Raw genomic sequence first — 14,044 nt, 5'->3', positions numbered from 1 at the left:
GGTCGGGGCGGGGCGGGTGGGCCGGCAGGGCTGGGAGCGGACGGGAGCGGGATCGCGCGGGACCGGTGGGGTGTGGCGGTCGCGAAGGAGGGGGCCGGGGCGGCCGGGCGGGTCGGCCACGTGCTGCGGCCGGGAAGGTCTGCCGGGCGTCGCGAGCCGGTGAACCTTCCCGGTCGCAGCACTCAGAGCTGCGAACACGATGGGCGCCCGGCTCTCGATGCCCGGCACGCACGCTCGCGGACGCCGCGAGCTGATCGGACTCCCATTCTGTTCGCAGCTCCTAGCCGGGCGGCCCGGTGCGGGACGAAGCGCTGGGCGGAGGCATGGTCCGCGAGGGCGGGGCGTACGTGGCCGGTGGGGGACTCCCGGCCGGGCCCCGCGCGCCGCCCGTCCCGGTCGTCTCCGTCCCGGCCGTCCCGCTCCCTGCCTTCCGCGTCCCTCCCGTCGCCTCGGTCGTCTCCGCCGCGCCCGGCGGCCCGGCGGGGGACGTCGAGGCGGTCCGGCCCGTCGGCGGCGGAGAGGACGGGCCGCCCGGGGTGAAGCCCGGTGCCGGTGACGTCCCCTGGAAGGAAGGCGAGGGCAGCGGGCTGGAGGCCGGGCGCGGCACGGGCGCGGCGGGCTCGACGCCGGCGCGGGTGCCGGGCAGCAGGAAGACCCCGACGCCGACACCGGCGACCGCGAGCAGCGACCCGACGGCCCGTTGCGCCGCCCGGGCCCGGCGGCGGGCCCGCACCCCCGCCCACAGGCGCTCGCGGTGCCGGGCCTCGAAGGGAGTGTGCTCCTCGGCGGCGCGCATCATCCGCGTCAACTGCCGTTCGAAGTGGTCCATGTCTCTCCTTCAGCCCACCGGCTCGCTGACGTCGTCCAGGAGCTGCCGCAGACGGGCCACTCCGCGCGCGGCGTGCGACCTGGCGGTGCCCACCGGGCAGCCCAGCGCGTCCGCCACCTGGCTCTCGGAGAGGTCCTGGTAGTAGCGCAGCACCACCACCGCCCGCTGCCGCGCCGGCAGCCGGGCCAGCGCCGCTTCCAGGCGCGAGCGCTCCGCGACGGTCGCGGACACGTCCCCCGCCTCCGGCAGCTCGGGCACCTGGTCGACGGGACGCTCCCCCCACCAGCGCCGTCGCGCCGAGCGGGCCGCCGCGCGCGCCATCACCGTGCGTACGTACGCCTCGGGCGCCTCATGGGCCACTTTCGGCCACACGAACCAGAGTTTGACGAGCGACTCCTGCACGAGGTCCTCGGCCCGGTGCCGGTCACCGCCGGTGAGCAGCCGGGCGAGATGGAGCAGGACCGACCAGCGGGCCGCCACGAACTCGTCGAACTCACCGCCCTGAGCCTGCCGCATCCACACCGTCCCCGTTCCCGCCGGTCGCCTACACCCGGGGAAAGACTGTGGCAGGCGCCGTTCTATGCACCGATCCGCTGTGATCCGGATCACTGCGGCTGCGGCCCGGTGACTCATCGGGCGGGAACGGCCGCTGGAAGGGTGGCCGCAGCGAGGCCTGACCGTGCCCCACGGCCGTCGATCAGCCGTTGCCCGCGACGACCGCGCGCGGCATGGCCAGGCGGAGGAGATCGCCGTTCAGCGGCTGCCACTGCCCCGGCCCCGTTCGCGTGCCCGGTCCTCGGTCCGGCCACGGCCCGGCAAGCGGTAGCCGGCACCCCGTCAGAACGGACGGGACCCCAGCTCATCGGTGCTCTGAGCTGGGGTCCGGCCGGTAGGCCCTGTGGGACTCGAACCCACAACCAATGGATTAAAAGTCCACTGCTCTGCCAATTGAGCTAAGGGCCCGGGCGATGTTGCATCCCTGAGCATAGCCGTAGGAGGCCGCGTCGCCGATCGGGTATCGGGCGGCGCGGCCGGAAGTGTGGCGTACGGGCGGCGCGCGGGCGGGCTCGTGGGGCGCCCGGGGCCAAAGGGCGTTCAGCGCTGCCGGACGGGCGGTGGCGGGGTGGTGGTGCCGTGGCGGGGGCGGCGGTCGGCGCGGGCCGGGTCGAGGAACCAGTGGCGGGCCGAGGCGAACCACCACAGCGCGGCGAAGCCGAGGACGACCAGGACGGCGGCCGGGGCGTAGTTGAAGGTCTGCCAGGTGACCGGGGAGACCTGGGGCAGCATGAAGAGGACGGTGATGACGCCGACCCAGACCACCGCCACGATCCCGATCGGCCGCGACCAGCGGCCCAGGTGCCAGGGGCCCCGCTCGAAGGCGTCGCCCTTGCGCACCCGCAGCAGGGTGGGGATGACGTAGGCGATGTAGAGGCCGATCACCGCGATCGAGGTCACGGCGGCGTACGCGGTCTCGTTGATCAGGTAGGGCAGGCCGAGGACCAGCGCGCCGAGCGCGGCCAGCCACACCGCGGCCACGGGGGTGCGGGTGCGCGGGCCGACCGTGTGCCACAGGCGGGAGAAGGGCAGCGCGCCGTCGCGCGAGAAGGCGTAGATCATGCGGCTGTTGGCCGTCACGGACGCCATGCCGCAGAACAACTGCGCGCCGATCACCACGAGCAGCAGCAGCTTGCCCGCGCTCGCGCCGAGGGCGTCCAGGAGGATCTGCGCGGGCGGCGCGCCGCTCGGGGAGTCCAGCTCGCGGCCGTAGTCCTGGATGGCGTAGGTGAAGCCGAGCAGCAGGACGAAACCGGCTATCCAGGAGGTCCAGATGGAACGGACGATGCCCTTCGGGCCGGCCGTGGACGCGTCCCGGGTCTCCTCCGTCATGTGGGCCGAGGCGTCGTAGCCGGTGAAGGTGTACTGCGCCATCAGCAGGCCGAGCAGCACGACGTACACCCCGCTGCCCCAGCCGGTGTTGTTCACGTAGTGGGTGAGGACGAAGGACGTCGAGCGGTGGCGGTCGGGCACGAAGGCCAGCGCGGCGACGATCAGCGCCACACCCAGCACGTGCCACCACACGCTGACGCTGTTGAGGAAGGCGACGATGCGCACGCCGAAGGTGTTCAGCAGGCCGTGCAGGAGCAGGATCGCCGCGAAGAGCAGGACCGTGCGGCCCGGGGTGACCCGGAAGCCGAACTGGAGGTTGAGGTAGGCCCCGAGGAAGGACGCCGCGCCGAAGTCGATCCCGGCGGTCACCGCCACCTGTCCCAGGACGTTGAACCAGCCCGTGAACCAGGCCCAGGCGGCCGCCGAGCGCGGTGGCGCCAGCCGGTGCGCCCAGAAGTACAGGCCCGCGGAGGTCGGGTACGCCGAGCAGATCTCGGCCATCGACAGGCCGACGAACAGCGTCATCAGGCCCACGCCCACCCAGCCCCAGGTGATCACGGCCGGGCCGCCGGTGTTCATCCCGAAGAGGTACAGCGTCAGGCAGCCGGACAGGACGGAGATGATCGTGAAGGAGACCGCGTAGTTGGCGAAGGCCGACATGCGGCGGGCGAGGACCTGCGTGTAGCCGAGCTGGGCCAGCCGCTCCTCGTCCGACGGCCCGGCGTTCCCTGGCATCGGCGCCGGCGCTCCGGCGGCACCCTCGTCATCTGTCATGCCCCCAGCAATTCCCCTCCCGGGGGTGTGACATGCATCACGCGGCAACTCGAAAGGGCCCGTACGACGGGTGTCGTACGGGCCCTCTCGGATCAGCTCGCAACAGGCTGTCCGCCGTTGCGCCTCAGCTCACAGGCTGGCTCGAAGGAGCGGGGAGCGCGGTCACCACGGTCCCGGTCGCCGCCGAAGGAACGGTCCCGGTCGTCGCGGCGGAAACCGCCCCGGTCGTCACGCCGCTCGAAGGAGCGGGGAGCGCGGTCACCACGGTCCCGGTCGCCGCCGAAGGAACGGTCCCGGTCGTCGCGGCGGAAACCGCCCCGGTCCTCACGCCGCTCGAACGAACGGCCACCACGGTCACGGTCCCGGTCGAAGGAACGCTCGCGGTCGTCCCGCCGGAAACCGCGCTCGCCCCGGTCACCCCGGTCGTCGCGGCGCTCGCGGCGGTCGTACGACGACGAACCCGCCGTACGCTCCTCGCGCTCGCCCCGTCCGGCGTGCTCCGCCCGGTCGGCGTCCTGCGCCGCGGACTGCTCCGGCAGCGACACCTCGGCGGTCCGCTCGGCCACGGCCTGCGCCTCGGCCACCGCCGCCTCCGGGTCCTCGCCGCGCTCGCGGGCGACCCGGGCGACCAGCCGGTCCGCCTCCTCGCGCAGCTCGGTGGCACGCCGCTGGGCGCGCTCCAGCTCCTTGGTGAGCTGGGCGACCTCGCGCTCGGCCTGCTGCGCGGCGTTGCCCGCGGACTCGGCCTGGACCTCGGTCATCGACCGGGCACCGGTGATCTCGGCGACCTCCGGCTCGAAGGCCGCGCCGCCCTGGATGATGTGGCGCGTGGCGTCGACGCCCGCGTCCTCCATCAGCCGGAAGATCTGACGCCGCTGGTGCGGCAGGGAAAGGGAGACGACCGTGCCGGTGCGGCCGGCGCGGGCCGTGCGGCCGGCGCGGTGCAGGTAGTCCTTGTGGTCACCGGCCGGGTCCACGTTCAGCACCAGGTCGATGCCGTCGACGTGGATGCCGCGCGCGGCGACGTCCGTGGCGACCAGGACGTTGACGTAACCGTCCTTGAAGTCGGCCAGGGTGCGGGTGCGGGCGCCCTGGGTCATGCCGCCGTGCAGCGCGTCGGCCTTCACACCGGCGTCGCGCAGCTGCTCGGCCACGCGGTCCGCGCCGAGCTGCGTGCGCACGAAGATGATGGTGCGGCCCTTGCGGGAGGCGATCGCGGAGGTGACCGGCGCCTTGTCCTTGGGCTTCACGACCAGGATGTGGTGCGACATGGTCGTCACCGCGCCCTGCGCCGCGTCCACCTCGTGGTGGACCGGGTCGGTCAGGTAGCGGTCGACGAGGGTCTTGATCTCGTTCTCCATGGTGGCGGAGAAGAGCATCCGCTGACCGCCCGCCGGGACCTGGTCCAGCAGCTCGGTGACCTCGGGCAGGAAGCCCAGGTCGGACATCTGGTCGGCCTCGTCGAGGACGGCGATCCGCACGTCCTCCAGGGAGCAGGCGCCGCGGTTGATGATGTCGCGCAGCCGGCCCGGGGTGGCGACGAGGATGTCGACGCCCTTCTCCAGGGCGTAGATCTGGTTGCCCATGGACGTACCGCCGCAGACGACCTTCATCTTCAGGCCGAGGACGTCGCCGTAGGGCTGGAGCGCGTCGGCGACCTGCATCGCCAGCTCACGGGTCGGGGTGAGGATGACGGCGCGCGGCTTGTGCTTCTGGGTGCGGCCGCCGGCCAGGGTGGCCAGGGTCGGCAGACCGAAGGAGAGGGTCTTGCCGGAGCCGGTGCGGCCCCGGCCCAGGATGTCCTTGCCGGCCAGGGCGTCCGGGATGGTCGCGGCCTGGATCGGGAAGGGGGTGGTCACGCCGTTCTGCGCGAGCTTGCGCACGACGCCCTCGGGCAGACCGAGGTCGGCGAAGGTGATCTCGGGGGCCTGCTCGGTGCGGTCCTCGGCCGCCCCGGTGACCTCCTCGACGGCCGGGGTCTGCCGGCCGGTCAGGTTCTCGGGGGCGTCCTCGGTGCTCTCGGGCACGACGACGTGATCAGTACTGGCAATGGACATGCGAATGCGAAACCTTCCGGAGTCTCGTCGGCACGCGCCCGTCAACTCCGTGTTTCGCACCACGACCGCCTCGATGCGGTCCGCCACGGCAAAGGAGAGTACGCGCCACACGGCGCGCTCTGCGTGGGCGCCGGGCAAATGGGATCAAACGATCTACCACCATACGCACCTACCACCCCTCAAGGCAAACCGACGCCGTAAGCGCAGGTCAGGACCGTGCACCGGCGGGGCGGCGCAGCCTGCCCGGCTCGGGCGCCGGTTCCCACCGCTCCAGCTGCGGCCCCGGACCCTCGTGCGCCGAGGACGACGGCTCGGCCGGTGTCGGGTCGGGCGAGGCCGGGGCCGTGGGCGTCGAGGGCGGCGGCTCCTGCGGCGGCGCGGAGGTCTGCGGCGGCACGGGCACCACCTCCGTCGGCGTCGGGTCACCCGCCTGGGGCGGCTTGCCCGGCCCGGCCGGCGCCACGGCCGACGCGCTCGGGGCGGCCGAGGGCGGGGCCGAGCCCGACGGCGACCCGCTCGGCGCGCCCGCGTCCTTCCTCCCGCGCCCCCCGTGCCTGCCGTCGCCGGCACCGCCGGCCCGGTCCGCGACACCGCCGGACACCACCGCGCCGCCGTCCGCGGCCTCACCGCCGCCCCGCTGCGCGGAGTGCGACGGCCGGGCCCCGCCGCCGGAGTCCTCCCCCACGCTCACGCACCCGGCGGTGGCGGCCAGTGCGGCGACCGCGGCGGCGAGACGGACGGATACGTACAAGGGGCGCACGGGAGCCACCTCCGGGAGGGAGAAGTCGCCGTGCCCAACTCCTCGCGCCCGCAAGAGGACACGCCGGTCTCCCCGGCCGGTCCTCAGCCGTAGCCCAGGGCGTGCAGCCGGGCGTCACCGATCCCGAAGTGGTGGGCGATCTCGTGCACCACCGTCACCTCGGTCTCCGCGACCACGTCCTCCCGGCTCTCGCACATCCGCAGCGTCGGCCCCCGGTAGACCGTGATCCGGTCGGGCAGCACGCCCGCGTACCACTCCCCGCGCTCGGTCAGCGGCGTGCCCTCGTACAGCCCGAGCAGCTCGGGATCGTCGGCGGGCGGTTCGTCCTCGACGAACACCGCCACGTTGTCCATCAGCCGCGTCAGCTCCGGCGGGATCCGGTCGAGGGCCTCGGCGACCAGTTCCTCGAACTCCTCGCGCGTCATCTCCAGCACAGCCCCATTGTCCGGCACCCGGCCCGTCCGGCACCCCGTCCGCCCGCCCCCTGGGGCCGCCCGGTCCCCCTGCGGAACACGCATGTCCGGCGCCCCCGGCGGGCATACGCGCCCAATGGCTCGCGTCCGCCTCGCCGACCTGAACCTCCTGAAACGCCCGCGCCGGGACGGGACCCGCCCCGGCGGTGCCCCGCGCGGCACCACCCGCGACGGGGACACCGGCCGCAGGACCGTGCGCTCCCGCAGGGCGCTGTCCTCGCGCGGGGCAGTGCGCTCCCGCCGGGCAGTGCGCTCCCGCGAGGAGCCGCGCCCCCTCGCCCTCACCCCCGAACCGCACCCCTGGGTCCGCGCCCTGGGTCTGGTGGCCGTCGTGGTCGCCGGCGCCTGGCTCGGCCTGCTGATCGTCGGCAACGTACGGGTCCCGGTCGGCCCTGTGAACACGACGATGGCCCTGCGCCCCTCCCTGAGCGGCGGCACGAAGATCGACATCGCGCCGCTGGGCGCCCTCGGCCTGGACAGCCACACCGCCCCCGTACGCCTCGACGTGAACGTCGACCGGCTCGACCCGGAACGCGCCCAGGCCCTCGTGGACCACCCCGAACGGCTCTCCGGCCTCCAGGACGAGGTGGTGCACGACGTCGAACACGGCACCCTCGACCTGGCCGTGCGGTCCTGCGTCGCGGTGGTCTTCGGCGCCACGGCCCTCGGCCTGGCCGTCTACCGCCGCCCGCGCCGCGCCCTGGCGGCGGGCGGGCTGGCCCTGACCCTGCTCGCCGCGTCCGGGGCCACCGCCTACGCCACCTGGAACCCGAAGTCGGTGCTGGAGCCCCGGTTCTCCGGGCTGCTCTCCTCGGCGCCCTCGCTGGTGGGCAACGCGCGCAGCATCGTCACCGAGTTCGACGTCTACCAGAGGGAACTGGCCCGCCTGGTGACGAACGTGACCAAGCTCTACGACGTCACCTCCACGCTCCCCGCCTACCAGCCGGACCCGACGACCCTGCGCGTCCTGCACGTGTCCGACATCCACCTCAACCCGGCGAGCTGGAAGATCATCGCCTCGCTCGTGCGGGAGTACAAGGTGGACGTGATCGTCGACTCCGGCGACACGATGGACCACGGCACGGCGGCGGAGAACGGCTTCCTGGACCCGGTGGGCGATCTGGGCGTGCCCTACGTCTGGGTGCGCGGCAACCACGACTCGACGGCCACCCAGCACCGCCTGGAGCGCATGAAGAACGTGCACGTGCTGGACGACGGCCGGGCCGAGACGGTGGCGGGCCTGCGCTTCGCGGGCATCGGCGACCCGCAGTTCACGCCCGACCGTGCGGCCGCGCCCGGCGGCGACGCGGCCGAACGGCTGGCGGGGGCCCGCCTCGCCTCCTCCCTGCGCGACCAGCAGTCCAGGGGCACACCCGTCGACATCGCCGTCGCCCACGAACCGGTGGCGGCCCGCGAGACCGACGGCGCGGTGCCGCTGGTCCTGTGCGGCCACCTGCACCACGAGGGCACGGAGATCCTCAAGTACGGCACCCGGCTGCGCATGGAGGGCTCCACCGGCGGCAGCGGGCTGCGCGCGGTCGAGCACGAGCACCCCGCCCCGGTCGAGGCGTCGGTCCTCTACTTCGACCGGGACAGCCGCCGCCTGCAGGCCTGGGACGCGATCAGGCTGGGCGGCCTGGGCCAGACGACGGCGGAGGTCAGCCGCCACCTGGCCGAGGACAACCGCCCGGGCGCCTCTCCCACCCCGTCGGCACCGCCTTCTCCCGCCACGTCTCCGCCGCTCCCGGCCCGCTCCCCCTCGGGCTCGTGAACGGTTTTGGCGATACCCCCCGCCATCCCATATGCTTCTCACGTCCCCGACGCGCTGAGAAGCGCCCAGGCGGGCCGATAGCCCTCATCGTCTAGCGGCCTAGGACGCCGCCCTTTCAAGGCGGTAGCACGGGTTCGAATCCCGTTGGGGGCACGCAGTACGGTGTGTAAGACTGACTCTCGTCGGTACACATACCGCCACATGGTCCTGTGGAGCAGTTTGGAGTGCTCGCCACCCTGTCAAGGTGGAGGCCGCGGGTTCAAATCCCGTCAGGACCGCTGAGGTTTCACGTGAAACCTCGTGGCTGGGTAGCTCAGTTGGTACGAGCGATCGCCTGAAAAGCGATAGGTCGCCGGTTCGACCCCGGCCCCAGCCACAACCGCCCCCACCAGGGCATCGAGCCCCTCTCCGAGTCATCTCGGAGGGGGGCTCGTTCGTGCGCGAGGAGCCCCGACCGGTGTGAAAGCCCTGCACCCCATCGACCCGACCTTGCCGGCCGACGCCGCCCCGGAGCAGGTCTGGTACACCTCCTACGGCTCGAACATGGACCTCGGCCGGCTCGCCTTCTACCTGCGCGGCGGCCGTCCTCCCGGGGCCGCCAGAGCCACCCCCGGGTGCCGCGACCCCCGGATGCCCGCCCGCTCGGTCCCCGTCGAACTGACCGGCGCCCTGTACTTCGCCACCGAGTCACCGGTGTGGGGCGGCGGCCGGGCCTTCTACGACCCCCGCGTCCAGGGCCGGGTCCTGGCCAGGGCGCACCTGCTGTCGGCCGAACAGTTCTCCGACATCGCCGCCCAGGAGATGTACCGGGAGCCCGGCGGACGGCTCGGCCTGACGGACGTGCTCAGCAGCGGCCGGGCCGTGCTGGGCCGGGGCCGCTACGAGACGCTCGTCTGCCCCGGCCAGGTGGACGGCCTGCCCGTCCTCACGTTCACCGCGCCCTGGGGCCTGGACGACGTGCCCTGGAACCCGCCGTCCGCCCCCTACGTCCGCTTCCTGGGCGGCGGGCTGCTGTCGGCCGGTGTCTGGGACACCGACGCCGTCGCCTCCTACATCGCCGCCTGCCCCGGCGCGACGGGACACTGGTCGCAACCGGCCGTCGCGGACCTGCTGCGTCCCGGGGGGTGACCCCGCCGCCCCCGCCCCTCGCCGCCACCGCGAGCCGCTCCCGGCCGCGACGCCGGGCGACCACCGCGAGCCACCCCACCGCCGCCGCGCCCCCGTCTTTTCCCCTCTCACCGCGCCCGCCGTCACCGGGGTCCGCAGGCCCGGCAGCCCCGCCGGGCCCGGCCCGGTCAAATCATTCGCGCGAGATTTCCCCGAGGTGAGATCCTGGGATGCGTATGTCTACGCATCCCGCCCCCGCCCTGGGCTCTCTCGCCGCCCGTCTGACCGAGCTGTCGCTGCGTGACGCGCACCGGCTCGGGCGCAGACTCGAAGGCGCGCGCAAGATCCGCAAGCCCGAGGCGCGCGCCGCCGTCCTCGCCGAGATCGAGGCCGAGGCCGACAAGGCCGCGCACCGCATGGCCGACCGGCGCGCCCGTGTGCCCGCGGTCACCTACCCAGAGCAACTGCCGGTCAGCCAGAAGAAGGACGAGATCGCGGCGGCCATCCGCGACCACCAGGTCGTCATCGTCGCCGGTGAGACCGGATCCGGTAAGACCACGCAGATCCCGAAGATCTGCATGGAGCTGGGCCGGGGCGTGCGCGGCATGATCGGGCACACCCAGCCGCGCCGGATCGCGGCCCGCACCGTGGCCGAGCGCGTCGCCGACGAGCTGCGCACTCCGCTCGGCGAGGCCGTCGGCTGGAAGGTCCGCTTCACCGACCAGGTGGACCCGGACGCCACCTTCGTGAAGCTGATGACGGACGGCATCCTGCTCGCCGAGATCCAGACCGACCGCGAGCTGCGCGCCTACGACACGATCATCATCGACGAGGCCCACGAGCGGTCCCTGAACATCGACTTCCTGCTCGGCTACCTGGCCCAGCTGCTGCCCAAGCGTCCCGACCTGAAGGTCGTCATCACCTCGGCGACCATCGACCCCGAGCGTTTCTCGCGCCACTTCGGTGACGCGCCGATCGTCGAGGTCAGCGGCCGGACGTACCCCGTGGAGGTGCGGTACCGGCCGCTCCTCGAAGAGGACTCCGAGGACGCCGACCGGGACCAGATCACCGCGATCACCGACGCCGTCGAGGAACTGATGGCCGAGGGCCCGGGGGACATCCTCGTGTTCCTCTCCGGTGAGCGGGAGATCCGGGACACCGCCGACGCCCTCACCAAGAAGCAGTACAGGTCCACGGAGGTGCTGCCGCTGTACGCGCGGCTCTCGCACGCCGAGCAGCACCGCGTCTTCCAGCCGCACACCGGCCGCCGGATCGTGCTGGCCACCAACGTCGCGGAGACGTCGCTGACGGTCCCCGGCATCAAGTACGTCATCGACCCCGGCTTCGCCCGGATCTCCCGCTACAGCCACCGCACCAAGGTGCAGCGGCTGCCCATCGAGCCGGTCTCGCAGGCCAGCGCCAACCAGCGCAAGGGCCGCTGCGGCCGTACGTCGGACGGCGTGTGCATCCGGCTCTACAGCGAGGACGACTTCCTGGCGCGGCCGGAGTTCACCGACGCGGAGATCCTGCGCACCAACCTCGCCTCGGTGATCCTGCAGATGACCGCGGCCGGCCTCGGGGACATCGAGAAGTTCCCCTTCATCGACCCGCCGGACCACCGCAACATCCGCGACGGCGTGCAGCTGCTCCAGGAGCTGGGGGCGCTCGACCCGGCGCAGAAGGATCCGCGCAAGCGGCTCACGCAGACCGGCCGCAAGCTGGCCCAGCTGCCCGTCGACCCCCGGCTGGCCCGCATGGTCCTGGAGGCCGACAAGAACGGCTGTGCGCGCGAGGTCATGGTGATCGCCGCCGCGCTGTCCATCCAGGACCCGCGCGAGCGCCCCGCCGACAAGCAGGCGCAGGCCGACCAGCAGCACGCCCGCTTCCGGGACGAGACCAGCGACTTCCTGGCCTTCCTCAACCTCTGGCGCTACCTGCGGGAGCAGCAGAAGGAGCGCGGCTCCTCGTCCTTCCGCCGCATGTGCAAGCAGGAGTACCTGAACTTCCTGCGCATCCGCGAATGGCAGGACATCTACTCCCAGCTGCGCACGGTGGCCAAGCAGATGGGCATCCACCTCAACGAGGAGGACGCCCCGGGCGACCGCGTCCACGTCTCCCTGCTGGCGGGTCTGCTCTCGCACATCGGCATGAAGGACGTGAAGGACGGCGCCAAGAACGAGTACCTGGGCGCCCGCAACGCCAAGTTCGCGATCTTCCCGGGTTCGGCCCTCTTCAAGAAGACACCGCGTTTCGTGATGTCCGCCGAACTCGTCGAGACGTCGCGGCTGTGGGCGCGGGTCAACGCGAAGATCGAGCCCGAGTGGGTCGAGCCGCTCGCCGGACACCTGCTGAAGCGGACGTACAGCGAACCGCACTGGGAGAAGGACCAGGCCGCGGTGGTGGCGTACGAGAAGGTGACGCTGTACGGCGTGCCGATCGTCGCCCAGCGGAAGGTCAACTACGGCCGGATCGACCCCGAGGCCAGCCGGGAGCTGTTCATCCGCAACGCGCTGGTCGAGGGCGACTGGCGCACGCACCACAAGTTCTTCGCCGACAACCGCAGGCTGCTGAGCGAGGTCGAGGAGCTGGAGCACCGGGCGCGGCGCCGGGACATCGTCGTCGACGACGAGACGCTGTTCGACTTCTACGACCAGCGGGTGCCCGAACACGTCGTCTCCGGTGCCCACTTCGACTCCTGGTGGAAGCACAAGCGGCACGAGCAGCCGGACTTCCTGGACTTCGAGCGGGAGATGCTCGTCCGGGAGTCGGCCCAGGCGGTCACCAAGGCCGACTACCCCGACTCGTGGCGCCAGCGGAACCTGAAGTTCCGGGTGACGTACCAGTTCGAGCCGGGCGCGGACGCGGACGGTGTGACCGTCCACATCCCGCTCCAGGTGCTCAACCAGGTCACCGACGAGGGCTTCGACTGGCAGATCCCGGGCCTGCGCGAGGAGGTCGTGACCGAGCTGATCCGCTCGCTGCCCAAGCCGGTCCGCCGCCACTACGTGCCCGCGCCGAACTACGCGAAGGCGTTCCTGGAGCGGGCGGTGCCCCTCCAGGAGCCGCTGACGGTCACGATGGCGCGTGAGCTGAGGCGCATGGTCGGCGTGCCGTTCGAGGCCGAGGACTTCGACTGGGCCAAGGTCCCCGACCATCTGAAGATCACCTTCCGGATCGTCGACGAGCGGCGCCGCAAGCTGGCCGAGGACAAGGACCTGGAGGCGCTGAAGCTCAGCCTCAGACCGAAGGCGCGCAAGGCCCTCTCGCAGGCCGCGGCGGCGACCGCCGAGCGCGCCGGAGGCGAGTCGCTGGAGCGCAGCGGGCTGACCGACTGGACGATCGGCTCGCTCACCCGGGTCTTCGAGACCCGCAGGGCCGGTCAGCCGGTGAAGGCGTACCCGGCCCTCGTCGACGACGGGCCGGCGGCGGACACCGTCTCGGTACGGCTCTTCGACACCGAGGCCGAGCAGGCCGAGGCCATGTGGAAGGGCACGCGCCGGCTGATCCTGCGCAACATCCCGGTGAGCCCGGCGAAATACGCCAGTGATCACCTGACGAACCAGCAGAAGCTCGGCCTGTCGGCCAATCCGCACGGTTCGGTCCAGGCCCTGTTCGAGGACTGCGCGACGGCGGCGGCGGACCGGCTGATCGCGGACTTCGGCGGGCCGGTCTGGGACGAGGAGTCGTACCGCAAGCTCTACGACAAGGTCCGGTCGGAGATCGTGGACCTGACCGTACGGACCGTGGGCCAGGTCCAGCAGGTGCTGGCCGCCTGGCAGGCCTGCGAGCGCCGTCTGAAGGCCGTGCGGAGCCCCGCGCTGCTGGCGAACCTGGCGGACGTACGGCAGCAGTTGGACGCGTTGGTGAAGCCGGGCTTCGTCACGGAGGCGGGGATACGGCGGCTGCCCGACCTGATGCGCTATCTGGTCGCCGCGGACCGGCGGCTCCAGCAGATGCCGACCAATGTCCAGCGGGACACGACGCGCATGGAGAAGGTCCGGGAGATGCGCGACGAGTACGCGTGGCTGCTGGAGCAGATGCCGCAGGGCCGGCCGGTGCCGCAGCAGGTGCGGGACATCCGCTGGATGCTCGAGGAACTGCGGGTCAGCTACTTCGCCCACGCCCTGGGCACGGCGTACCCCGTCTCGGACAAGAGGATCGTGAAGGCGATCGACGCGGCGGCCCCGTGACCGTGGTGACGGAACCGGCACCCTGAGTGAGTTCGACCAGGCGGCCCGCCTCCTGTAGAGTCTCTTCTCGCAGCGCAACGCAAGATCAGCGCCGCGAAACCAGGTCCTGTGGAGCAGTTTGGAGTGCTCGCCACCCTGTCAAGGTGGAGGCCGCGGGTTCAAATCCCGTCAGGACCGCAAGTGAAGGCCCGCATTC

9 protein-coding genes and 5 tRNA genes are annotated in these 14,044 nt (G+C 72.5%); 7 read left to right on the top strand and 7 right to left on the bottom strand.

Annotation, left to right across the window (positions count from 1 at the left end; all coding sequences use genetic code 11):
- Nucleotides 1-280: 280 nt before the first annotated feature.
- From IG64_RS32410 to IG64_RS32380, 7 genes are all read right to left on the bottom strand, one after another.
- Nucleotides 281-829 carry a hypothetical protein gene (locus tag IG64_RS32410; RefSeq protein ID WP_063758858.1) on the bottom strand — a complete coding sequence of 183 codons (549 nt, stop codon included), beginning with the start codon at nt 827-829 and terminating at the stop codon, nt 281-283.
- Between the two features lie 9 nt (nt 830-838).
- On the bottom strand, nt 839-1,345 hold the full coding sequence (locus IG64_RS32405) for a SigE family RNA polymerase sigma factor (protein WP_037862811.1): 507 nt from the start codon (nt 1,343-1,345) through the stop codon (nt 839-841).
- 374 nt (nt 1,346-1,719) lie between these two features.
- Nucleotides 1,720-1,792, bottom strand: a tRNA-Lys gene (locus IG64_RS32400).
- 132 nt (nt 1,793-1,924) lie between these two features.
- Nucleotides 1,925-3,490: an amino acid permease gene (locus tag IG64_RS32395; protein ID WP_051813568.1), complete on the bottom strand. Its 1,566-nt coding sequence runs from the start codon at nt 3,488-3,490 to the stop codon at nt 1,925-1,927.
- A gap of 92 nt (nt 3,491-3,582) precedes the next feature.
- Nucleotides 3,583-5,547 (bottom strand): DEAD/DEAH box helicase, encoded by a 1,965-nt coding sequence (locus IG64_RS32390; protein WP_234438684.1) that lies wholly within the window; start codon nt 5,545-5,547, stop codon nt 3,583-3,585.
- Between the two features lie 208 nt (nt 5,548-5,755).
- Nucleotides 5,756-6,307: a hypothetical protein gene (locus IG64_RS32385; RefSeq protein WP_037862783.1), complete on the bottom strand. Its 552-nt coding sequence runs from the start codon at nt 6,305-6,307 to the stop codon at nt 5,756-5,758.
- Between the two features lie 83 nt (nt 6,308-6,390).
- Nucleotides 6,391-6,741 carry a metallopeptidase family protein gene (locus IG64_RS32380; protein ID WP_037862781.1) on the bottom strand — a complete coding sequence of 117 codons (351 nt, stop codon included), beginning with the start codon at nt 6,739-6,741 and terminating at the stop codon, nt 6,391-6,393.
- Nucleotides 6,742-6,856: 115 nt separating this feature from the next.
- Here IG64_RS32380 and IG64_RS32375 point away from each other — a divergent pair, with 115 nt between their 5' ends.
- From IG64_RS32375 to IG64_RS32345, 7 genes are all read left to right on the top strand, one after another.
- Nucleotides 6,857-8,551: a metallophosphoesterase family protein gene (locus IG64_RS32375; protein WP_234438683.1), complete on the top strand. Its 1,695-nt coding sequence runs from the start codon at nt 6,857-6,859 to the stop codon at nt 8,549-8,551.
- A gap of 80 nt (nt 8,552-8,631) precedes the next feature.
- Nucleotides 8,632-8,704: transfer RNA gene (locus IG64_RS32370), tRNA-Glu, on the top strand.
- A gap of 50 nt (nt 8,705-8,754) precedes the next feature.
- Nucleotides 8,755-8,829 (top strand) — tRNA-Asp (locus IG64_RS32365).
- Nucleotides 8,830-8,853: 24 nt separating this feature from the next.
- A tRNA-Phe gene (locus IG64_RS32360) sits at nt 8,854-8,927 on the top strand.
- 83 nt (nt 8,928-9,010) lie between these two features.
- On the top strand, nt 9,011-9,679 hold the full coding sequence (locus IG64_RS32355; protein ID WP_199811693.1) for a histone deacetylase: 669 nt from the start codon (nt 9,011-9,013) through the stop codon (nt 9,677-9,679).
- Nucleotides 9,680-9,894: 215 nt separating this feature from the next.
- Nucleotides 9,895-13,848, top strand: a complete 3,954-nt coding sequence (gene hrpA / locus IG64_RS32350; RefSeq protein WP_037862779.1) for an ATP-dependent RNA helicase HrpA — start codon at nt 9,895-9,897, stop codon at nt 13,846-13,848.
- Between the two features lie 102 nt (nt 13,849-13,950).
- Nucleotides 13,951-14,025, top strand: a tRNA-Asp gene (locus IG64_RS32345).
- The last annotated feature ends 19 nt before the right edge of the window (nt 14,026-14,044 follow it).

This window comes from Streptomyces sp. NRRL S-340 (assembly GCF_000720185.1).
GTDB lineage: Bacteria > Actinomycetota > Actinomycetes > Streptomycetales > Streptomycetaceae > Streptomyces.
This window is presented reverse-complemented; position numbering and strand designations above follow the sequence as displayed.